Source organism: Halodurantibacterium flavum (assembly GCF_042681825.1).
GTDB classification, from domain to species: domain Bacteria; phylum Pseudomonadota; class Alphaproteobacteria; order Rhodobacterales; family Rhodobacteraceae; genus Halodurantibacterium; species Halodurantibacterium flavum.
In genome coordinates this window covers 109,570-131,426 of record NZ_JBHUGH010000011.1, presented here as the reverse complement: position 1 = coordinate 131,426, position 21,857 = coordinate 109,570, and the positions used below count along the sequence as shown (strand labels likewise).

At 62.4% G+C, this 21,857-nt stretch carries 19 protein-coding genes and 1 pseudogene; 12 read left to right on the top strand and 8 right to left on the bottom strand.

The window, feature by feature from the left end; translation table 11 throughout:
- The gene (locus ACFSGJ_RS14830) at positions 1-1,596 is read right to left on the bottom strand and encodes an NERD domain-containing protein (RefSeq protein WP_183318989.1); all 1,596 of its coding nucleotides are present in this window, start codon (positions 1,594-1,596) and stop codon (positions 1-3) included.
- Positions 1,597-1,849: 253 nt separating this feature from the next.
- Here ACFSGJ_RS14830 and ACFSGJ_RS14825 point away from each other — a divergent pair, with 253 nt between their 5' ends.
- The 3 genes and pseudogenes from ACFSGJ_RS14825 to ACFSGJ_RS14815 all read left to right on the top strand — a co-directional run bounded on the left by ACFSGJ_RS14825 (position 1,850) and on the right by ACFSGJ_RS14815 (position 4,104).
- Positions 1,850-2,293 carry a very short patch repair endonuclease gene (locus ACFSGJ_RS14825; protein WP_183318991.1) on the top strand — a complete coding sequence of 148 codons (444 nt, stop codon included), beginning with the start codon at positions 1,850-1,852 and terminating at the stop codon, positions 2,291-2,293.
- The gene (locus ACFSGJ_RS14820; protein ID WP_183318994.1) at positions 2,259-3,122 is read left to right on the top strand and encodes a hypothetical protein; all 864 of its coding nucleotides are present in this window, start codon (positions 2,259-2,261) and stop codon (positions 3,120-3,122) included. The genes ACFSGJ_RS14825 and ACFSGJ_RS14820 overlap by 35 nt, the downstream gene beginning before the upstream one ends.
- A 208-nt stretch (positions 3,123-3,330) precedes the next feature.
- Positions 3,331-4,104: pseudogene (locus ACFSGJ_RS14815) on the top strand (protein NO VEIN domain-containing protein).
- Here the strand turns inward: ACFSGJ_RS14815 and ACFSGJ_RS14810 are convergent.
- Positions 4,066-4,203 carry a hypothetical protein gene (locus tag ACFSGJ_RS14810; protein WP_390263482.1) on the bottom strand — a complete coding sequence of 46 codons (138 nt, stop codon included), beginning with the start codon at positions 4,201-4,203 and terminating at the stop codon, positions 4,066-4,068. The pseudogene ACFSGJ_RS14815 and the gene ACFSGJ_RS14810 overlap by 39 nt on opposite strands.
- Before the next feature lie 262 nt (positions 4,204-4,465).
- On the opposite strand from ACFSGJ_RS14810, the gene ACFSGJ_RS14805 reads away from it, so the two are divergent.
- Together ACFSGJ_RS14805 and ACFSGJ_RS14800 are read left to right on the top strand one after the other, a co-directional pair.
- The gene (locus ACFSGJ_RS14805) at positions 4,466-5,197 is read left to right on the top strand and encodes a DUF2971 domain-containing protein (protein WP_183318996.1); all 732 of its coding nucleotides are present in this window, start codon (positions 4,466-4,468) and stop codon (positions 5,195-5,197) included.
- Between the two features lie 107 nt (positions 5,198-5,304).
- The gene (locus ACFSGJ_RS14800; protein ID WP_183318997.1) at positions 5,305-9,303 is read left to right on the top strand and encodes an ATP-binding protein; all 3,999 of its coding nucleotides are present in this window, start codon (positions 5,305-5,307) and stop codon (positions 9,301-9,303) included.
- Between the two features lie 275 nt (positions 9,304-9,578).
- Here ACFSGJ_RS14800 and ACFSGJ_RS14795 read toward each other — a convergent pair whose 3' ends face one another.
- Positions 9,579-10,850 (bottom strand): integrase arm-type DNA-binding domain-containing protein, encoded by a 1,272-nt coding sequence (locus ACFSGJ_RS14795; protein ID WP_183318999.1) that lies wholly within the window; start codon positions 10,848-10,850, stop codon positions 9,579-9,581.
- 339 nt (positions 10,851-11,189) lie between these two features.
- Between ACFSGJ_RS14795 and hisB the strand changes: the two genes are divergently transcribed.
- Complete coding sequence (gene hisB / locus ACFSGJ_RS14790; protein ID WP_390263428.1) at positions 11,190-11,777, top strand: imidazoleglycerol-phosphate dehydratase HisB; 588 nt, start codon at positions 11,190-11,192, stop codon at positions 11,775-11,777.
- Positions 11,777-12,415 (top strand): imidazole glycerol phosphate synthase subunit HisH, encoded by a 639-nt coding sequence (gene hisH / locus ACFSGJ_RS14785; protein ID WP_390263425.1) that lies wholly within the window; start codon positions 11,777-11,779, stop codon positions 12,413-12,415. The genes hisB and hisH overlap by 1 nt, the downstream gene beginning before the upstream one ends.
- On the opposite strand, the gene ACFSGJ_RS14780 is transcribed toward hisH, so the two are convergent.
- Complete coding sequence (locus ACFSGJ_RS14780) at positions 12,412-12,801, bottom strand: DUF2147 domain-containing protein (protein ID WP_390263423.1); 390 nt, start codon at positions 12,799-12,801, stop codon at positions 12,412-12,414. The two genes, hisH and ACFSGJ_RS14780, sit on opposite strands and share 4 nt — an antisense overlap.
- Before the next feature lie 135 nt (positions 12,802-12,936).
- On the opposite strand from ACFSGJ_RS14780, the gene hisA reads away from it, so the two are divergent.
- The 3 genes from hisA to ACFSGJ_RS14765 are packed head-to-tail and all read left to right on the top strand — an operon-like array spanning position 12,937 to position 14,732.
- The gene (gene hisA, locus ACFSGJ_RS14775) at positions 12,937-13,656 is read left to right on the top strand and encodes a 1-(5-phosphoribosyl)-5-[(5-phosphoribosylamino)methylideneamino]imidazole-4-carboxamide isomerase (protein WP_390263420.1); all 720 of its coding nucleotides are present in this window, start codon (positions 12,937-12,939) and stop codon (positions 13,654-13,656) included.
- Positions 13,657-13,659: 3 nt separating this feature from the next.
- Positions 13,660-14,421: an imidazole glycerol phosphate synthase subunit HisF gene (gene hisF, locus ACFSGJ_RS14770; RefSeq protein WP_390263418.1), complete on the top strand. Its 762-nt coding sequence runs from the start codon at positions 13,660-13,662 to the stop codon at positions 14,419-14,421.
- The gene (locus tag ACFSGJ_RS14765; protein ID WP_390263415.1) at positions 14,418-14,732 is read left to right on the top strand and encodes a phosphoribosyl-ATP diphosphatase; all 315 of its coding nucleotides are present in this window, start codon (positions 14,418-14,420) and stop codon (positions 14,730-14,732) included. Before hisF ends, ACFSGJ_RS14765 begins: the two co-directional genes overlap by 4 nt.
- Positions 14,733-14,847: 115 nt before the next feature.
- On the opposite strand, the gene ACFSGJ_RS14760 is transcribed toward ACFSGJ_RS14765, so the two are convergent.
- The gene (locus ACFSGJ_RS14760) at positions 14,848-15,264 is read right to left on the bottom strand and encodes a CoA-binding protein (protein WP_390263412.1); all 417 of its coding nucleotides are present in this window, start codon (positions 15,262-15,264) and stop codon (positions 14,848-14,850) included.
- A gap of 78 nt (positions 15,265-15,342) precedes the next feature.
- Between ACFSGJ_RS14760 and ACFSGJ_RS14755 the strand changes: the two genes are divergently transcribed.
- Both ACFSGJ_RS14755 and ACFSGJ_RS14750 read left to right on the top strand, forming a co-directional pair.
- Positions 15,343-16,950 carry a peptide chain release factor 3 gene (locus ACFSGJ_RS14755; protein ID WP_390263409.1) on the top strand — a complete coding sequence of 536 codons (1,608 nt, stop codon included), beginning with the start codon at positions 15,343-15,345 and terminating at the stop codon, positions 16,948-16,950.
- A 194-nt stretch (positions 16,951-17,144) separates the two neighbouring features.
- The gene (locus ACFSGJ_RS14750) at positions 17,145-18,611 is read left to right on the top strand and encodes a DEAD/DEAH box helicase (protein WP_390263406.1); all 1,467 of its coding nucleotides are present in this window, start codon (positions 17,145-17,147) and stop codon (positions 18,609-18,611) included.
- Positions 18,612-18,668: 57 nt separating this feature from the next.
- On the opposite strand, the gene ACFSGJ_RS14745 is transcribed toward ACFSGJ_RS14750, so the two are convergent.
- From ACFSGJ_RS14745 to ACFSGJ_RS14735, 3 genes are read right to left on the bottom strand one after another with little or no spacing between them, the layout of a single operon-like run.
- Entirely contained in the window at positions 18,669-20,336 is a 1,668-nt protein-coding gene (locus ACFSGJ_RS14745) for a ribonuclease J (protein WP_390263403.1), read from the bottom strand.
- Entirely contained in the window at positions 20,333-21,112 is a 780-nt protein-coding gene (locus tag ACFSGJ_RS14740; RefSeq protein ID WP_390263400.1) for a type III pantothenate kinase, read from the bottom strand. Before ACFSGJ_RS14740 ends, ACFSGJ_RS14745 begins: the two co-directional genes overlap by 4 nt.
- A gap of 13 nt (positions 21,113-21,125) precedes the next feature.
- A complete protein-coding gene (locus ACFSGJ_RS14735) occupies positions 21,126-21,848 on the bottom strand; it encodes a biotin--[acetyl-CoA-carboxylase] ligase (protein ID WP_390263397.1) in 723 nt (240 codons plus the stop codon).
- Positions 21,849-21,857 lie beyond the last annotated feature (9 nt).

Sequence of the window (21,857 nt, the reverse complement as noted above, 5' to 3'; positions counted from 1 at the left end):
TCACCTCCATCCTACGGAAGCCTTTCGGGAGGGCGAACCAAGGACGTTCAAGTAGGCCCGAGCACGGCTGAAGCCGACATATGCATTTCGGTCGGGCGGCTCGGGCGTATCCCCGTCAAGGGCGAGGACCACGGCAAGGGCCTCCAGGCCCTTGAATCGGCCTATAGTTTCGGCCACCACTCCGGAGCCACCGTAGGGGCAAAATCCAGAGTCGGCGACGGCCATCTCCCTGAGCCTTCCCACGAGGCTCGCAGTCTCGCACAAAACGACGATGTCGCGCTTTTCGAACCCTTCTGCGAGCAGCTTTTCGACGATACGCTGCACGAGACGAGGCGCATCCGGCACCCTGGTTAGGTCCGACCATTTGGCCGGTGGTCCATCGATACATAAGTCGTCGACATCAAAGCCGGCGATTACCGCCACGCGTTCCGATATAGGTCGTGCGTTTCGACAATTGGTGGTGAGATCGAGTCTGAAACGTTGCGCATCCGGCACCCAGTCCCGGTCCCAAAGGCGCTGATGTTCATCAGCGAATACATAAAAGGGCGCGTCGGGACCGGCACTACAAAGCGCCTCCAGTACCTCGATCCAACTCCCGGCAAAGTCCTGCCCCTCATCGACCACGATGGCGTCGAAGGTCAGACCATTCCTCTCCATGGCTTCAAGAAGTACCAATGGCGCGTCGCCTGTCCACCAGTTCGAATCCGGCATTCTCGGTATCGGCACTCCTGACGATTTAGCGGCTGTCATGCAAAGGGAGTGAAAAGTCGCGGTTCTTATGTCGTGGAGCGAGGGATCGGCAGCCAGTCGGCGTGCCAGCAGTTCGTTGAAACACGTCAGCAGGACGCTATTGCCTTCGTCTCTGAGCTGACGCGCTTTTTCGCAAGCCAATACCGTCTTCCCGGTGCCGGCGCCTCCGAACACGACCGCTCTGGGGGTCCTTCGGGTCATCGCGAAGGCCCGAACCTGACCTTGGGTCAATTGCAGGAGTCCGGCGTCGGCGTCGTGAGCGGCATCGGCCAACGTCCGTCTGACTGTAACGGTCGGAGCGAGCGCGTCGACGATTCTGGTCGTGTCGGCCGCGGACAAGCTCGCCTTCTGTTGCCAATGGTCGAGAACGCGTGCGAGGGAGATGTGAACATCCGACAGTCCTCGACCGTCGATGACGATTTCGGTCGGTGCGGCGGGCCCGAGTTCGAGCGAGTAGGTGATGTCGGGAAACACGACGGCGTGGCAAGTCGGGACATATAGGCCCAAACGGCCTCTCAGCCACTTGTGCAGGTTCACTTTCGACGTGGTCGCCTGCTCGAAAGGGTTTTTGATATCGTTCACTCGACCATGACGGTCTTCGGAAACCCAGCGGCCATTCCGGAGATCGACACCGCCGCCCTTCACCTCCAATACTACGATGCCAAAGGATCGATGGAGGAGCACGAAATCAGCCTCTCCATCGGCAAGCCGGTTGCCTCGCGGGCCGAGCCACGCCACGGAATGTATGATGTGCCAGTCGTCCGAAAGCGCCTTTAGTGCGGCGTGGACCTTCAATTCGGACTGAGGATCGTAACCGGCGACTGGATATGAGATAGTGATAGCCATGGAAATCAATTCTATAAGCGCTGGCGACGAGTCCAAGAAGACATCAGTTTCAAAGAACTACTATTAAGTTGAGGCTGCGGGTCGTGGAGCGGTTGGCCAAACGAAAATCGATCGGAGGTCGGTCTGCGGCTGCCGCGACGTTCGGGCAGGACGACGGGATCGGCGAATCTCAGGAGGGATTCATGGTGATCGATCGCTTCACACCGTTTGAGAGAGACTGATCTTGGAAGTAGACCCGATCAGGAGTCGCATCATGCGTGCCGTCCGGCAGAAGAATACCGGACCGGAAATGACCGTGCGGCGCCTCCTGCATGCATCTGGTTATCGCTTTCGCGTCCAGCGCCGTGACCTGCCGGGCTCGCCGGACATCGTGCTGCCGAAGCACAACTTGGCCATCTTCGTGCATGGCTGCTTTTGGCACCGGCATCCGGGTTGCAAGAAGGCGACGACGCCCAGGACGCGAGCCGAGTTCTGGGCGGCGAAGTTCGAGCGAAACGTCATGCGTGATAGCGAAAACGAAGCGGCGCTCCGAGTGATGGGTTGGCGGGTACTCACCATTTGGGAATGTGAGGCCAGGTCGACCGACACGCTCGTGGCAAAGTTGATGTCGGCACTGCCGCCGACGAGCGCGAGCGAACTCACGGTCCTTCGGGACATCGGCGATGATGAAGCTAATGCGGCGCCTGGTCATCGATAGCAGCATGCTGCAGTCGGAGGATCTCAGGCTGTTTCTCAATGCATCAGCCGCGAATTTTGCCGTTCTACCGGACTTCGTTTGGTTCGAGCTGTACAAGCAGGAATCGATCGAAGCGATTGTGGCTGGGATGTCCGTCATCGGTGACTTCCCGGAACAGGTCATCGTCTTGAAACCGGGAAAGGAAATCGTGGAAATCGATCCTCGAACCCCGAATATGACCTCCTCAATGCAGCGCTCCGACGTGGCGCATCAGATTCGAGGAATGGTCGCCATTTTGGACGGGCCGGACCGAGACGAGCCCGGGGTTCGCGCTCAGTTAGAACGACTTTGGTCCGGCGCTGTAAATGCGCTTTCCGGAATGCTCGAAGGTGCCCACGACATATTGGTTTCGTTGCCGGAGATGGCCGAGCAAATGTTTACGCCTCAGCACCTTCGCATCATCAGGAGGAATACGCGATACACGCCGGAGATGTTCTCGTCGATCTTCGGAGCCGCTGATCAGATATGGGAGACGCTATCGGGGGGTGACCAGGATTCCACCTGCCCGGCGCCCGAAGAACTCAGAACGCAAGCCTATCTCTACCGCTACTCGCTTGCGATCGTCATTTACCTGCTCTGGTGGGTCAAGAACGGGAATCAAACTCCGAAACGGCTCGACCGCGCAAGAAACGATCTCATCGATTTGAGCTTCGCAGTATATGGTACATATTACGAGGGCTTGATGACCGCCGACAAGAAACTGGATTGGACGCATCAAAACCTTTCACTTGCTCTCAACGCCATCGGTGCAGAGGTGCCGGCAATTCGCTATTGGCGGCCATCATCGTAAGCTTTCGCGTTGGAAACTCATCGGACGATCTTTGCATAAAAAGAATTTAGCAAATTAGAATACGGCGACGCGCGAGGTTGCGACGACAAATTCAGTGTACGATGGAAACAGTAGATGACTCAGTAGCTTCTCACCTCTAGACTGATGTGATGCAAACGAGCCCTGGACAGATGAAGAGAACGATTTGATCGTCGCGGATTACTTCGCAATGCTCGCTGACGACGTCGCCGGCCGGTCCTATAGCAAGGCCGAATGTAACCGACGACTACAAGAGCGGATCGACCGCTCCCGAAAGTCGATCGAGTTCAAGCACCAGAACATCAGTGCAGTGCTCAAGGGGCTTGGCGAGGATTGGATTCCTGGCTACCGGCCGGCCTTCCACTTCCAGACGTCTCTGATCGATGCAGTAGTGCGTTGGCTGGCGCAGAATCCGGGTTGGTTTGCCAGAAGGCCCTCCGCACGCGAAGACTCCGGGCTACGCGAGACATCACCGCTCTGGGTCGGGCCGCCACCCACGCTTTCGAATCAGCCGCCGCCGCAGGAACTGGAGCAGACGCTACACATTGCCCGAAAGTTCGATGTCGCGGGTAGGGACGAGCGCAATCGCGCGCTCGGTCGAGCGGGAGAAGAACGTGTCTTGGCTCATGAACATGCCTCGCTGACCAACGCGGGCCGAAACGATCTAGCACGCAAGATACGATGGGTGTCGCAGGAAGATGGAGACGGTGCGGGTTACGACATCGCAAGCTTCTCGGCAGACGGGCGGTCTCGATTGATCGAGGTCAAGACGACGAACGGTTGGGAACGCACACCCTTTCACGTCACGCGCAACGAACTGGCGGTTGCCGAGGAGAAGCGCGCCGAATGGTGCTTGTTCCGGCTCTAGAACTTCTCGCGCGAGCCGAAGGCGTTCGAGCTATATCCGCCATTGGATGCTCACGTCTCACTGACGGCGATGACGTTTCAGGCGAGCTTCGTTTGAGTCTATTGCCGGCTCCTGCAGATAACTGCCGAGCGCATCGTGATGCACTTGAATATCCGAGCCGGAGGAACTCGCCACCACCTTTGCCACCCCCTCCATCCATCCCTCTTCGCACCGATAAGCATCGGAACTCTGACGGCCGCCGCGTGATCAAATCAGCCCCGCACTTGCCACTGTAGAGCCCGACCCGGGTTTGCACCGGGTGGGCGTTCTCGCTCTCGACCGGAGGTCGAGATTGAATGGAGGCGATCGTGGCCAAACCGCTCATCACCGAAGATCAACTAGCCGGCAGGGGCGCCGGGGCACTCGCAGCTTTACGGCCGAATACATACACGGCAAATTAGAACGCTGGGAGGGGGCGATGAATACGAAGAACTATATCAATCTACAAGCCACCGAGTTTGACGGCTATATCTACCGCGTGATGCCGCTCGGGCGGTTTTACGAACTGTTCGCAAACAAGCAGAACGTGCTGGTCCGGCCCTCGAAATGGGATGACCCGTTCGAGAATTTCATCCTGAACGCCCCCGCGCGGCTTGCTGATGGCACGATCGCGAAGTTCGCATTCAACAACGACTTCTACGGGCAATGCTGGACGCGGCAGACCAGCTCCGATGCTATCTGGCGTATCTATTCGCCCGACAAGACCGGCGTGCGGGTGCGCACCACGATCCGCAACCTCCTCACCGGATTGCAGGCCCCGCTTGGCGACTGGGCGCATAAGCAAGCTTTCATCGGCAAGGTCCAGTACATGGGCGACAGGAAGCTGGTGGAATTCGGCAACAAGGTGTTCCGCGGTGGCCTGCACGTCCGCGCGCTGGCCGAAACGCTACTGGTCAAGCGCAACGCCTTCATCCACGAGCGTGAGGTACGGCTTCTCTATCTGGAGAAGAATAAGGGAAAGCAGGACATCTATGCCTACTCGGTCGATCCGCACGCACTGATCGACCAAATTATGATCGACCCGCGCCTGCCGCTCTCTGACGTGAACAAGGTGAAGGACGAGATCCGCAGGCGCACCGGCTTCAAGGGGCGGATTATGAGGTCACTGCTCTACGCACCGCCGAAGGACATGATTTTCCCGATCGGGTAACAAGCTGAACCTTTGAAAGTTGCTGCTTTGTTCTCACCGAGAATCCGGATAGTCTGGCAACCGGGGGAGATTCAGAAAAATGAGCTCCATGATGATTGGCTAACGCAATGAACGACCAGCCTGAACCGATACGTCTTGAAGATTACAGCCTGGATGAAGTTGTCAGGCTACTGACGGCGGGCGTGCCGGTTCACCGTGCGAATGAAGATGCCTTCCGGCTCGATACAGACGACAAGCGTAAAGCGTTTGCGTTCTATGGGCGCAATCGCGATCTGTGGCCGCGGAATCGCACCGTTCAGGCAAAGGAAGTCGAAGGGCTCCTTACGGCGCTCGAAGCGGAGCTGCCGGCCGCGACGGCCAGGACCTCGCGTTCGGCGGGCGCCCGGCCGATCTGGCATCTGGAACGTGTTGAGGCGCATCGGTTCGGCGGACTCCACCGCCACCTGGGTCCGAACGGCGAAGACCCGGATGACTTCGTTCTCGATATCAATAGGGAAATTACGCTTGTCAGCGGGTTCAACGGTGCCGGTAAGACCGCATTGTTGAGCGCGGTGATCTGGTGCCTGACGGGCAAGGCGCTGCGGTCGCAGCATATGCCGCATGAGGTGCACGAACCCATGGCGGTCGAATGGACCGCGGACAGCGAAGCAATTGGCGAGGGTGATAACCGGCCTGAAATAGCCATTCCGCCGATTGTTCCTATCCCTTCTGCCGAAAATCTTGAAAAGCTCGCCGATCAGCCGAAGCTCGATACCTGGGTAAGGTTGACGTTTAAACGCGAAGACACGGCTGAAATCCGCAGCGTGACGCGAAGGGTGCAAGTGTCGGGCAAGAAGCTGACGGCTCCCGTAGAAGGGCTGGACGCGCTCGGTATCCCGGCGCTGGCGCTTGAGGTAGGCACGTTGATGCCAGGCGTTGCTGCACATATGCGCTTCGATGAGAAGACCGACTTCACGCAGGCCGTTTCGCAGCTAACCGGACTAAAGCCGCTTGAAGAGCTCGGGCACCGTTCAACGCGGCTCGTCGGACGCCTGCGGAATGCCGAGAAACGCACGACGGAAGAGGCCCGCGATCAGAAGACAAGCGATTTTGCGAGCCGTCTTCAAACGCTTGTCGAGAACTGGGAGGAACGTTCCGATCTTGGAACGCCGCCCAGGATTCTGATGCCGGGGGAGGAAGAAGGAGAAGGCGAGAACAAGGCGGGCTGCGCCTCCTCCATCGCTGCCGCGCGCAAAGCTTTGCAGGAACTGCAGAGCGAAATGATGTCCACGATGGAAACCATCCTGGGCCGCCGTGTGGAACTGACCTCAAAGCAGGATGCCGACGCCATGACCGGCGCCCTTGATGCGGCTGCCGAACGTTTGAAGGGTGGCGCTTTGCGGGAGCTGCCCTCGATTGGAACGATCCTCTCCCTTTCAGAAATCTCCGAAGAAGAGGCATCTGACGCGCTAAAGGCGGTGGAGGATATTCTCGCGCGAGCGCGAGCGCTTGCGACCCGGCTGGAGGATGAGCGTCAGGCGACACGCTGGCGCCTGTATGCGCGCGTGGCCGACTGGCATAAGAACGCTCACCCTGACAGTGATGTGGTGAACTGCCCGGTTTGCGGAACGGACCTTGACGAGGTTCCTCCCGACGCGTTGCTTGATATGTCGGTGAAGGCGGCGCTGGAGAAGTGCCGCGAAGCTGACAGCGATATCGCGAAGACCGCCTCGGAATGGGAACGTGACGAGGCGGCCTCCTTGCTGCACGCTCTGCCCGAAAGCCTGCGGGGTTTCGCTGACAAGGCATTGCCGGATACCCTGCTGGCCATTGTTCGCAAGGGCTATGTTGACGAGCTACTTGCACACAGGGCTTTCTCCGGCCGCCTGGAGCCGCTTCAGAGGAATGCTCAGGCGGTCTGGGAGATAGCGGCAAGGGAGAACCCGTTGCCGGATGCGCCGCAGCCGGCGAACAGCAAACTTCCCGAGCTTTTTGCAGGCAGTACGCTGCAAAAGCGGCTTGCCGCCATCGTCCACGCTTTGATGTTGCGCGCACACCGGGCGGCAGCGGGCGATGTCTTGAAGCAGTTGATGGTGCGCTATGTCGGCGCCCCGCAATCCGCCGAAGACCAAATACCTGCCGAACGGGAACAGGCAAAGCCGCAGGAACGCTCGCTACGCGATCAGATTGAAGCGATCCGGCGCGGCGTTCAAAACGCATCCCCAATCCTTTCGCTCATACGTCAGCTTGATGAGCTCGAGCGGGTGCGACAGGCGTGGGAAGCCGAGGAGAAACGGCTGAAGTTGCTGGAACGGGCGGCGGATGCGGTGGAACCTTTTCTTGAGTTTCCGGCACTGGTCTATGAACGGGTTTCGGGGCTCATCAATACGCTTGATCGCGACACCGGCACCTGGCTGGGCAATATCTACCGGCCGCACTATCGCGGCGGTCCGGATTATGGAGGGTTTGAGCCAGGCGAAGATGGAGGGTTTGGACTTCGCGCCGGGCTGGGCGATATGCGCGTGCCTGCGCATCAGGTGATGAACGCTTCGCTTTTGAGGGCGTGCGTTTGGGCTTTCCTTTTCGGTCTGTGGGAACACGTGCGGACTCAGTCAGGCGGGCTAAGCTGCATTCTGCTCGACGATCCCCAGACTCATTTCGATCCAATTAACAGCGAGAACTTTGCAGCCACAGTGCCGAAGATGCCGTCGCATGGGATGCGGCCGCTGATTGCGTCGAACGATATTCGCTTTGTTGCGTCGGTGCAGGACAAGCTCCCTTCCCGCGCCGAAGATGCGCCGACTTGGACGGCGCTGCGGCTCGACCCTGTGTCGTCATCCAGGCTTACAGCATCGCTCAGCCCCGCTATCGAGGAAATCAGGGAAAGGCGGGATCGCTGGATCGAAGACGAAAACGACTCTGCCAAGGCGCAGGAGTTCGTGAAATGTGTACGGGTCGACATCGAAAACAGGCTGTGGAACCTGCTCGCAACTGACCCCCTGGTCATGCACTCCCCGACCCTTGGCGATCTGCTCGGCCAGCTACGCCACGCAAGGAATGCTGGAGAACGGCCTTTCGAGGAACCGCCGTTTGAAAAGCTGCTCACGCACCAAGCGCTTCGAGACAGCGCGCTTTTTTACAAGATCATCAACAAGGCACATCATCAGCCGTCCATGATCACGCCGCAGGATGCTGCCGACGTGAATGAAGTCTATGAGAGTGTGCACAGCCTCCTGAGGAGTTGCACGGCCTCATACGCGCGCTTTCTCGGACGACTCACTCATGAGGAGCGCGATCTGGTGCAGGCGGATGCACCGTCAGCGCCCGAGGCAATGGTTCTGCCGGACACGCCCCTGCCGATGCTTGGCACCTTGGCCGCGCGCAGCGCCGCTGACATTCTCGCGGTCACCGGCGACCAGGAATATCTGTCCCTTGGCTCGCTCGGCGCCGTTGCCCTGTATGTCATCCGCGGTCCCACGCTGGGTTCGGTTGCACTGGCCGGGCAGGTTGTCATCGTCTCGCTCGATCGCGATGCAACGGAAGGCGAGCCGGTCATTGCGCTTCATGGGAGCAAGATCTATGCGCGCCGGTTTCATAGGGACAAGAAGGACCTTTCACGAACGATCCTTGCCGCGGATCGCTCCGGGACAGAACGTGTGCCGCCGGCCTTGCTCGTCCCCACGGCAGAAACTCGCGTCATGCCGATCGTCGGCGTGCTCTACGATGCGCAAAACCTTCCCGGGCGCGACGAGGCAGTTGCTGCGCGCGCCAGCGACATACTTTCCCGCAAGCTGGCGGTGGCCAGTATCGTTGAGGACAGCGCATATCCTGTCATACGGAATGGGGACACGGTGCTGCTTGAGGCTGTTGATGATCTCACGCCCGCGAAGCTAACGGCGCTGGAAGGGCGAATCGTTGCCGTAACGGCTCGGAGCGGCGGTGAGAGCTACGGGTATCTGAAGCGCCTCGGCCAACGGATCGAAACGGGCGCGCGCATCTTCGAGAATATAGGTCTCAACGGCCAGGCCGTGTGCATCTCGCTGGGTTCCGCCGTTCACAGCGCCGATAACCTGACGCTTGAGCGGCTTTGGCGGGTTCACGGCGTGCTTCGTTCCGGCAGTCACTGACCTCCTCACCGGTAGCGAGCCTGCGAGTTGGCTAGGGCGCACCTGCCGCAGGCGGGCAACTCCCTCATGTTGGCGTGTTTCGAACCGTGAGCCTATCGGCGCGAGACCGCCCTCGCTGTGGATCGCAGTCGACAAGCAACCTGGCCGTGATCAATGCGAAGCGCACTGCGGAGCGTAGCCGAGAAGCTCGCCTTCGAAGGCAGCATGAAACTTGCCTCCAACGTCGTATAGCTTGCAAGCTATTCCGTCAAACCTTCTGTAGTTTGGGATGTCGACTAAGCGGCTGCTCTATCGTTTCGGGCGGTCGGTGCGGCCTCCTCCTTGGCGTCGAGCAAAGTGGCGATCTCTTCACAGGTTCGGGTTACCGCGAGCTTCAGTGCCTCATCGATATGGACGTAGCCCTGTGTAACGCTCTGAGCGGCATGGCCAAGAAGCGCGCGGATAGTCAGCTCCGAGAAGCCCAAATCGCCGGCGACGCTTCCGAATGTGTGGCGCAGCGTGTGGGGCGTCACCCCCTTGATCCCCACGCTGGCGCAGAGCCTGAAGAGGCAGGCCTTAGCCGCCGTGAAATGCCCCTCGCTGATGTCGGATGGGAAGACATAGGGGCTGTTGCCTCGAATTGGCTGGCTGGCGGCAATCTTCGCGGCGGAGGGGCCGATCGCGCGGATCTGCGCGTCTCCCTTGGTGTCGGGGAACGCCACATAACCTGCGTCCGCATGAAGCCAAGGCCGTTGCAGGCCCTGGCCCTCGGAGATGCGGAAACCCGTGAGAGCCAGGAACCGGACGATGGCAAGCGCCACCGGGTTTTCGCCGTTGCGCTCTGCGTGCCGCATCGCTGTGCCCAGCAGCTTAATCTCGGCAACACTCAGGCGGCGCTGCTTCTTCTTGCCGGCCAGCTTTCGCGCTCCGCGGCTGGGATGGCTCTCAAGCTTGTCAAGCCGGGCGGCATGACCAAGGATGCTCTGGAGGGTTCCGACAGCGCGAGACGCAACGCCGGGGCCGCCGGTCGTGACGCCGCCTCGGCCCTTACCTCGAGGCTTTGCCGTCTTGCCAGCCACGATATCGGACTGCATCCCCTCGATGTCGGCCACCTTCAGGGTATGGGCGAGGCGCTTGCCCAACAGCGGCTTGATGTGCGTTTCGATACGGCTCTTGTCCATGGCAAGCGTCGACTTCTTGATCGGGCGGTTGCGGCGGCCGAGGATGCGGCCAGCCCTGGCCTCCGTGAGATACCAATCGCAGAGATCGGAAACCGTGACCTGATGGTGGGGATCGTCATCGGTGTCGGCGGGGTCCTCGCCAGCAGCGACAGCGCCTAGCTTGATCTTGGCTTCGTCGCGTGCGTTCTCGACGGTCATGATGCCGAAACGGCCGATATTGATACGGCGGCTTTTTCCTTCAGCGTTTCGGTATTGGATGATGAAGGTCTTGACTCCGGCCTTGGTCACGCGGACGCCAAAGCCCTTGAGCTCTCCATCCCACAAGAATGCTTGCCCAGTAGCTGGTGCTTCCAGCGCCTCCACGGCCTTCTTCGTCAGCTTGGCCACGTCGCTTCCTCGCTTGATCGTTCTGCTTACACGGCTTAATCATAGCACCCATGTAAGCAATATGTAAGCAGTGCAGGCGGAAATTTAGGTCTATCGTGGCGAGTTGTGGCGAATGGCGGTCAGCCTAACGATATGATTTGTAGCGCATTTTCGCATTTCTGGATATTGTGGCGCAAGAGTTTCTCAATCTTGCCAAGGTTAGGGTCGTGAGTTCGAATCTCATCGCCCGCTCCAGTTTTCCCGGATATCGGTAATATGACAGGGGCCTTCCCCTGCCTGTTCCTGCGGCCTATAAGGCCGCGAAACCAAGGCACACCATGGCCAGAGGCAGGGAAAGACATGCGCAGCGCGACCATCACCCGCAAGACCGCCGAGACCGAGATCAGCGTGACCGTGAACCTTGACGGGACGGGCAGCTATGACAACCAGACGGGTGTCGGTTTCTTCGATCACATGCTGGACCAGCTTTCGCGCCATTCCCTGATCGACATGACCATCCGCGCCAAGGGCGATCTGCATATCGACGATCACCACACGGTGGAGGATACGGGCATCGCCCTCGGCCAGGCGCTGACAGAGGCGCTGGGCGACAAGCGGGGCATCCGCCGCTATGGCGAATGTCACCTGCCGATGGACGATGCGCAGGTGCGCTGCGCGCTCGATCTTTCGGGCCGCCCCTATCTTGTGTGGAACATGGCCTTCCCAAGTGCCCAGATCGGACGTTTCGACACCGAGCTGGTGCGCGAGTTCTTTCAGGCGTTCGCCACCCATGGCGGCATCACGCTTCACATCGACCAGTTGCACGGGCTGAACAGCCACCACATCGCCGAGGCCGCGTTCAAAGCCGTCGCGCGGGCGCTGCGTCAGGCGGTCGAGACCGACCCGCGCAAGGCCGATGCGATCCCCTCGACCAAGGGCGCGCTTTGATGCTCACGGTTCTGGTCGATTACGAAAGCGGAAACCTCCATTCCGCCGAAAAGGCGTTTCAGCGCATGGCGGCCGAGTCGGGCGGCGGAGAGGTTCTCGTGTCGTCCCGCCCCGAGGATGTCGCCCGCGCCGACCGGATCGTGCTGCCGGGTGACGGCGCCTTTCCGGCCTGCCGCCGCGCGCTTGCCACTGCCGGCGGCGTGCTGGAGGCGATCGAGGATGCCGTCACCCGTCAGGGTCGCCCGTTCCTCGGGATCTGCGTCGGAATGCAGATGATGGCAAGCTGGGGTCGCGAGTATGGCGACACGCCCGGCTTTGGTTGGGTCGAGGGCGAGGTGGTCCGTATCACGCCCCGGGACCCCGCGCTCAAGGTGCCGCATATGGGATGGAACGACCTGGTGATCGACAACCCCCACCCGGTTCTGGACGGGATAGCGACCGGCGATCACGCCTATTTCGTCCATTCCTACCATTTCCGCACGGCAAACCCCGCAGAACGGCTGGCGCATGTGGATTATGGCGGTGACATCACGGCCATCATCGGCCGTGACAACTTCATCGGCGCGCAGTTCCACCCGGAAAAAAGCCAGGCTGCGGGGCTGCGCCTGATCGCGAACTTCCTGCGCTGGCGCCCCTAGCGCAGGCGGGTCCAGGTCTGTTCGCGGCAAAAGCCGAGGATGCAGCCCGACACGCCAAGCTGGTCGCCCCGCAGCGCCATCTTGGAGTTCAGCGCGCGCCCCATGTCCGGCACGAAAATCCGGCCGTTTTCGTATGTCCCGTTCCCCTGCGGCTGCATCGCCCAGACGATCGAGGTATTCACATGCTCGGACGGACGTTCGACGCCGGTGCTGTCGAACGCATTGAGCAGAACGCCGCAAATGCCGCTGTCGCAGGGCATGAACTGCACATGGCCATAGTTCCCGTTATTGTCCGGCTGGGTCATCCACAGCCCCTCGACCGGGTCCGCCGCAAGAGCGGGGGCTGCCGCTGTGGCCAGTGCCAGCGCCAGGATCAGCTTACGCATCATGGTTCCTCCTCCATATCGGCGCAGCCTGCGCAGCCGGCGCGATTCGACCAAGTGTGACGTCACGGCATCCTTGCCCTTTGCCAACGCTGCCAACCTATGCCAGAACCGCGCCGGGCGAAACCGGAGGCAGCCATGATCCTTTATCCAGCGATTGACCTCAAGGACGGGCAATGCGTCCGCCTTTACAAGGGCGAGATGGAGCAGGCCACGGTCTTCAGCGACAATCCCGCCGCGCAGGCGCTGAGCTTTGAGGATGCAGGCTGCGAATGGCTCCATCTGGTCGATCTGAACGGGGCCTTTGCAGGTGAGCCGGTGAATGCGGCGGCGGTCGAGGCCATCCTTGCCGCCGTGCGGGTTCCGGCGCAGCTGGGCGGCGGTATCCGCGACATGGGAACGATCGAACGGTGGCTGGACAAGGGGCTGGCGCGGGTGATCCTTGGCACGGTCGCGGTCGAGAACCCGGAACTGGTGCGCGAGGCTGCGCGCGCCTTCCCCGGCCGGATTGCGGTCGGCATCGACGCGCGCAACGGCCGCGTCGCGACACGCGGCTGGGCCGAGGAGACCAACGTCATCGTCACCGATCTCGCGCGGCAGTTCGAGGATGCCGGAGTCGCCGCGATCATCTATACCGACATCAACCGCGACGGGGCGATGCAGGGCCCGAATATCGAGGCGACGGAGGCTCTTGCCCGCGCCGTTTCGATCCCGGTCATCGCCTCGGGCGGGGTCTCGTCGATGGCTGATCTCCTTGCGCTGCGCGACACGGGCGTCATTTCCGGTGCGATCTCGGGCCGCGCGCTTTATGATGGGGCCATCGACCTCGCGGCGGCGCTTGCCGCTCTGAAAGGCTAGATCATGCTCAAGACCCGTATCATCCCCTGCCTCGACGTGGCCGACGGGCGCGTGGTCAAGGGCGTGAACTTTGTGGATCTGATCGACGCGGGCGACCCGGTTGAGGCTGCGCGCGCCTATGATGCGGCGGGTGCGGACGAGCTTTGTTTCCTCGACATCCACGCCACGCATGAAAACCGGGGCACGATGTTCGATCTCGTGACCCGGACGGCCGAACACTGTTTCATGCCGCTGACCGTCGGGGGTGGCGTGCGCAGCGTGGCCGATGTGCGCGCCCTGCTGCTGGCCGGCGCAGACAAGGTGAGCTTCAATTCCGCCGCCGTGGCAAACCCGGATGTGGTGGCCGAGGCGGCGGATCACTTCGGAAGCCAGTGCATTGTCGTCGCCATCGACGCAAAGACCGTGGCGCCCGGCCGGTGGGAGATCTTCACCCATGGCGGCCGCAAGCCGACCGGCATCGACGCGGTGGAATTCGCCCGCACCGTCGCAGCAAAAGGCGCGGGAGAGATCCTGCTGACCAGCATGGACAGGGACGGCACTCGATCGGGGTTCAACATCCCCCTGACCCGGGCGATTTCCGATGCGGTTCCGGTCCCCGTGATCGCGTCGGGCGGGGTCGGCACGCTCGACCATCTGGTCGAGGGCGTGGTCGAGGGCGGTGCGAGTGCCGTTCTGGCCGCCTCGATCTTCCACTTCGGCGATTTCACCATCGCCGAGGCAAAGGCCCACATGGCCGCAGCCGGTATCCCGATGAGGCTCGCATGAGCGCGCTCGAACGCCTGGCGGCAACCGTCGAGAGCCGGCGCAACGCCGATCCGGACAGCAGCTGGACCGCGAAACTCCTGTCCAGAGGCCCCGAGAAATGCGCCGAGAAGTTCGGTGAAGAGGCGGTCGAGGCGATCATCGAGGCCGTCAGGGGCGACCCGGCCCGCCTGACCTCCGAGGCTGCCGACGTGCTTTACCACCTGCTTGTCATGCTGACCGCCCGCGGTGTGACGCTGGCGGATGTGCTGCGCGAACTCGAACGGCGCGAGGGCACGTCCGGCATCGCGGAAAAAAAGGGGCGCGCGGGATAATCCCGCCTTCACCGGTCGAGCTACGGCATCCCCCTGAGGTACCAGCCGCGCGTCAGCGCGGCCCGGCCCAACGGGATGAGATGCGTCAGCATCGAAGACGGGCGGGAGCAGCCCCTCAGCCGATCAGGCGGGCGTGCTCGATCTTGGTGCAGCGGTTGTCGACAACCTGAATGCCCTTCGCCTCCGCCAGACGGCGCGCTTCGGCATTGGAAATGCCAAGCTGCATCCAGACGCATCGCAGCCCGGCAAGCGACATGGCTTCCTCGACCACCGGCAGGACATGTTCCGACCGCCGAAAGATATCGACCATATGCACGGGCTCCACAATCTCGGACAGGCTGCCCACGACGGTCATGCCCGCCACGACCTCGCCCGCATGGCCCGGATTCACCGGGATCACGCGATATCCCACCCCCGCCAGATAGCGCGCGACCCCATGGCTAGGCCGCGCCGGATTGGGCGAAAACCCGACCACGGCGATGGTCCGGCATTCCGTCAGGATCTGGCGAAGGGTCACGTCATCGATATCCATGAAACCGACCATAGCGCACTGGCGCGCGGTGCAAAGCCCTGATTGCACGGCGCGGCGCCCTGCCCTATAGACCTCGCCATGCTGGACCATTCGCACAACCGCCCGACCCTGCCGACGGAAATCGCCCGGCGCCGCACCTTCGCCATCATCTCGCATCCGGATGCGGGCAAGACGACGCTGACCGAAAAGTTCCTGCTGTTCGGCGGCGCGATCCAGATGGCCGGTCAGGTGCGCGCCAAGGGCGAGGCGCGGCGCACCCGGTCGGACTTCATGCAGATGGAAAAGGACCGGGGGATTTCGGTCTCGGCCTCGGCGATGTCCTTCGATTACGGGCAGTTCCGGTTCAACCTCGTCGACACGCCCGGCCACTCCGACTTCTCCGAGGACACCTATCGCACGCTGACGGCGGTGGATGCAGCGATCATGGTGATTGACGGCGCCAAGGGCGTCGAGAGCCAGACGCGCAAGCTGTTCGAGGTCTGCCGCCTGCGCGACCTGCCGATCCTGACCTTCTGCAACAAGATGGACCGCGAGGCGCGGGACACGTTCGAGATCATCGACGAGATCCAGGAAAACCTCGCCATCGACGTGACGCCGGCCTCCTGGCCGATCGGGATGGGGCGCGACTTCATCGGCTGTTACGACATCCTGCGCGACCGGCTGGAACTGATGGACCGCGCCGACCGGAACCGTGTGGCGGAATCGATCAAGATCGAGGGATTGTCCGACCCCCGGCTTGCCGAGCATGTGCCCGCCGGGTTGCTGGAAAAGCTGCGCGAAGAGCTCGAGATGGCGCGCGAACTGCTGCCCGCCTTCGACCGGCAGGCGTTTCTGGACGGCACGCTGACGCCGATCTGGTTCGGCAGCGCCATCAACTCCTTCGGGGTCAAGGAACTGATGGACGGCATCGGCGATTACGGCCCGCCGCCGCAGATCCAGCGCAGCGAAAGCCGCGAGATCGCCCCGGAAGAGGTCCCTGTGACCGGCTTTGTCTTCAAGGTGCAGGCCAACATGGACCCCAAGCACCGCGACCGCGTGGCCTTCGTGCGGCTCGCCTCGGGGCATTTCGAGCGGGGCATGAAGCTGCTGCATGTGCGGTCGAAAAAGCCGATGGCCGTGTCGAACCCGGTCCTCTTTCTGGCGGCCGACCGCGAACTGGCCGAGGAGGCCTGGGCGGGCGACATCATCGGCATCCCGAACCACGGCCAGTTGCGCATCGGCGACGCGCTGACCGAGGGCGAGGCGCTGCGCTTTACCGGTATCCCGTCCTTCGCGCCGGAGCTGCTTCAGAATGTGCGCGCGGGCGATCCGATGAAGGCCAAGCATCTGGAAAAGGCGCTGATGCAATTCGCCGAGGAAGGCGCGGCCAAGGTCTTCAAGCCGGTCATCGGTTCGGGCTTCATCGTGGGCGTCGTCGGCGCGCTTCAGTTCGAGGTTCTGGCAAGCCGGATCGAGCTGGAATACGGCCTGCCCGTGCGCTTCGAAAGCTCGCAGTTCACCTCGGCCCGCTGGATCTCGGGGCCGAAGCTGGACGTGGAGAAATTCGTGAACGTGAACAAGGGCCATATTGCGACCGACCATGACGGCGATATGGTCTATCTCACGCGGTTGCAGTGGGATATCGACCGGGTCGAACGCGATCACCCCTCGCTCAAGCTCACCGCCACCAAGGAAATGATGGTCTGAGGCGGGCAAAATTCGCCCGCGATGATGATCAAAGGCGGGCGAAAATCGCCCGCCGAGTGCAGCGCATTGACCTTTGGGCAAATTTCCGCTAGGCGCAGTGCATCCGTTTTGACGGATGTTTCTTGCTGTCGGGACGCCCCGGAAACCCGCGTCCCTCAACCTTACGGCCCGATGCCGTAACAAACTGGACGCCAATGACGAAATTCAGCGATCTCGCCCTGGACCCCAAGGTCCTGCAAGCCATTACCGAAGCCGGGTATGAAACCCCAACGCCCATTCAGGCCCAGGCCATTCCCCACGCGCTGGAAGGTCGCGACGTTCTGGGGATCGCCCAGACCGGTACGGGGAAAACCGCAAGTTTTACGCTCCCCCTCATCACCATGCTGTCCAAGGGGCGGGCGCGGGCGCGGATGCCACGCAGCCTGGTTCTGGCGCCGACGCGCGAACTGGCGGCACAGGTCGCCGAGAACTTCGATATCTATGCCAAGCATACCAAGCTCACCAAGGCGCTCTTGATCGGCGGTGTGAGTTTTGGCGAACAGGACAAGCTGATCGACCGCGGTGTGGACGTGCTGATCGCGACGCCGGGACGCCTGCTCGACCATTTCGAGCGCGGCAAACTGCTGCTGACCGGCGTTCAGGTCATGGTCGTGGACGAAGCCGACCGGATGCTCGACATGGGCTTCATCCCGGATATCGAGCGGATTTTCCAGTTGACCCCCTTCACCCGGCAGACCCTTTTCTTCAGCGCCACCATGGCGCCCGAGATCGAACGGATCACCAACACCTTCCTGACCGCCCCCGCCCGGATCGAGGTCGCGCGTCAGGCGACCACCTCGGAGAACATCGAACAGCAGCTGATCGAGATAAAGCCCAGCCGCAAGGACCGTGCCTTTGCCGAAAAGCGGGCGGTCCTGCGCGCGCTGATCGAGGCCGAAGGCGCCGCCTGCACCAACGCGATCATCTTCTGCAACCGCAAGATGGATGTGGATGTGGTGGCCAAGTCGCTCAAATCCCACGGCTTCAACGCCGCGCCGATCCATGGCGACCTGGATCAGAGCCACCGCACCCGCACTCTGGACGGGTTCCGCGACGGCTCGCTCCACCTGCTTGTGGCCTCGGACGTGGCGGCGCGGGGGCTCGACATTCCGGCGGTCAGCCATGTGTTCAACTTCGACGTGCCCACCCACCCCGAGGATTACGTGCACCGCATCGGGCGCACGGGCCGCGCCGGCCGCAAGGGCAAGGCGTTCACGCTGGCGACCCCGGCGGACGAAAAATACCTCGCGAATGTGGAATCACTGGTCAAGCAGCCCATCCCGAGGGGCGTGAACCCCCTGCCCGAGGGTGGTGGTGACAGCCGGCCGGAGCCGGAGCCCCGCAAATCCTCCCGCAGCCGTCGCCCGGCCCGCGAAGAACAACCGGTCGAAGCCGCCGCAGCGCCGCGCGAACGCGTCGCAGAACAGCCGCGCGACCGGAAGGACGACCGGAAGAGTGATGATCGCCGGAATGATCGCGGACGCCGCAACGACCGCGACGACGGCCGCGTTGTCGGCATGGGCGATCACGTCCCCGACTTCATCCTGCGCAGCCTGGCGCGTCAGGTTCCGATGGAGGCCGGTGACGCCGACGCATCTCCCGAGGCTGCCGGCGAGGCATGATCCGCCACCGCGGGGTCAGAGGCGCAGATCAAAAAAAGGGCCCCGAGGGGCCCTTTTCTATTCCATCAGACGGCTGACGACCACCGTCACTTCGGGCTTCTTGCCGATCTCCTCCATGCAGACCTGACGCACGATGCGCCGGATCGCGTCATCGAGCTTGTCGTCATCGCCCAAGGTGCGGGCATCCGCGCGGTTCAGGAACTGCTCCAGTTCGCCCTCGACGGCTTCGGTCAGGACGGCGCCCGTGCGGCCACGTTCGGCAAGACCCATGACCTCGGCCCAGGGTTCGCCCAGCGGCTCATCCTCTTCGTCGATGATTAGCGTCACCAGAACATGGCCGTTCAGCGCCATGCGGATGCGGTCGCGGATCACCCCGTCGAATGCGCCGACCTGCACCGATCCGTCCAGATAGACGCGGCCCGTCTCCACATGGCCCGCGCTGACCGGCGCCGTTCCGGTGATATCCCAGATCGTGCCGTTGACCGGGATGGCCGAGGCGATGCCCCGCGCCTCGGCCAGTCGGGCATGTTCGCGCAGGTGGCGGTGTTCGCCATGCATCGGCAGGATCATCTGCGGCCGCAAGAGGCCATGCACCTGCTCCAGATCCGGCCGGTTCGCATGACCCGAGACATGGTAACGCCCGCCCGCATCATCGACCACGTCGACGCCCATCTCGGAAAAGGCGTTCATGATGCGGTTCACGCTCGACTCATTTCCGGGAATGGTCTTGGAGGAAAAGAGGAACAGATCGCCGTCCTTCAGCGAAAGCCCCAGATACTTTCCCCGGCTCAGCTGCGCCGTCGCCGCGCGGCGTTCGCCCTGGCTGCCCGTAACGATCAGCATCAGGTTCTCGCGCGGGATCTGTGCCGCATCCTCGGGCGCGACGGTCGAGGGAAAGTCGCGCAGGATGCCGGTTTCGGTCGCCGTCTGGACCATCCGGCGCATCGCCCGCCCCAGCAGGCAGACCGAGCGCCCGTTCGCGACAGCCGCGTTCGCCAGCGTCCGCAGCCGCGCGATGTTTGACGCAAAGGTGGTCGCCACCACCATTCCCCGCGCATTCGCGACCAGTTCGTTCAGCGCAGGCGGAAGCGAGCTTTCGGATCGCCCCGGCAGCGGTGAAAAGACGTTGGTGGAGTCGCAGGCCAGAACCTTGACGCCCTCGGCCCCGATCTGAGCCATCACCGCCGGATCAAAGGGCTCACCGACCAGCGGATCGGGATCCAGCTTGAAATCGCCGGAATGGACGACACGCCCGGCCGGCGTGTCGATGATCAGGCCCGAGCTTTCGGGGATCGAATGGCTCATCGGCAGGAACTGCACCCGGAACGGGCCAGCCTCGATCGTCTCCGGACGTGGCGCGACGGTGGTGATGGCATCGCGCGGAAGCCCCTGTTCGTCGAACTTCATCGTGCCAATCCGGGCGGTGAAGCGGCGCGCATAAACCGGCGCCTTGAGACGCGGCCAGAGATGCGCAAGCGCGCCGATGTGGTCCTCATGCGCGTGGGTGATGAAGATCGCCTCGATCCGATCCGCGCGTTCGATCAGCCAGCTGATATCGGGCAGGATCAGGTCCACGCCCGGGGTCGTTTCCATATCCGGGAAGGATACGCCCAGATCGACGACGATCAGCCTTTCGCGCCCCGTCGGCCCATAGCCGTAGACGTAGCAGTTCATGCCGATCTCGCCGGCGCCCCCAAGGGGAAGATATATCAGTCGGTCACTCATAACGGTTCATTTTCCTTGTTGTAGTTATGTACGACCACCAGCCCGTGCATGGTCAGATCGTCGTCTATCGCGTCGAACAGTGCCTCGCCGCTGGCAAATAACGGTGCGAGCCCGCCGGTCCCGATGACCTTCATCGGTCGGCCGTGCTCTGCCTTGATCTGGTTGCTGATGCCTTGCACCAGCCCGACATAGCCCCAGAAAATGCCGGACTGCATGCAGGCCACGGTATTCTTGCCGATGACCACCTCGGGGCGGGTCACATCCACATGCGGAAGGGCGGCGGCCGCCATGTGCAGCGCCTCCATCGAGAGGTTCACCCCCGGTGCGATCGCTCCGCCGATATAGGCGCCATCGCTGTCCACCACGTCAAAGGTCGTCGCCGTTCCGAAATCCACCACGATCAGGTCGCCGCCATGGCGGTCGAACCCGGCGACGGTGTTCACCAGCCTGTCCGGCCCCACCAGCGTGCCCGGATCGACCCGTACATCGACAGGCAAACGGCAATCGGGCTTACCCACGACGCGCGGGCGGCAATCGAAATAGCGATTGCACAGAACCCGCAGGTTGAAGACGACCCGGGGCACCGTCGAAGAGATGATGACATCGGTGATACGGGCCTCGACCTTTTGCAACTGCATCAGGCTGGTCAGCCAGACGAAATACTGGTCGGCGGTGCGACGGTGATCCGTGGCGGTGCGCCAGGTCGCCAGAAACCGCGTCCCGTCCCACAGGGAAAAGACAGTGTTGGTGTTTCCGCAGTCGATTGCCAGAAGCATTGATCTCTCTCCCTCAGGCAAAGAAAACATCGCCGGCCGGGATCGTCATCCGGCCCCGCGCCGTGGTCAGGACAAGCGCGCCCTGATCGTCCACATCCGAAAATCGACCCTCATGCACGGCAGTCCCGACGCGGGCAAGCATCGTCTCGCCCAGACGCGCGGCGCGTTTCAGCCAGGCGTCCCGGATGGGACCGAACCCGGCCGCGGTGAACGCTGCCTCCCAACCGGCATAGGCGGGGGCGAGATGATCGAGAAATTCCTCAGGTGTGAGGCGCACGCCCGTTTCCGCCAGGACCGAGACGGGGCGGACCGCACCTGCCTCCAGCTCGCACGGGGCGGGGGCAGACACGAGATTGACGCCGATGCCGATCGAGAACACGCCCGCCCGCGGATCGTTTTCAAGCAGTATCCCCGACACCTTGGCCCCGTTCAGAAGGACGTCATTGGGCCATTTCAGCGCAAAAACGGCCCCCCTGCCCGTCAGCGTGACCAGGGTTTCGTGCAGGGCGAGCGCGGCGACGAAAGACCGAAGCGCCAGTTGCGCCGGCGGCTCGGCGGTGGGGATGGCCAACGTGGCCGCAAAGTTACCCTCAGGATCGACCCAGCCGCGACCGCGACGTCCCCGCCCGGCCGTCTGGCGAAGCGCCAGAACCCAGGTGGGCGCGCGCAGGCCCGGCGCGATACGCGCGGCCTCGCTCATCGTGCTGTCGACCTCGGCAAGGATGTGGCGGCCCACGCCAGCGGG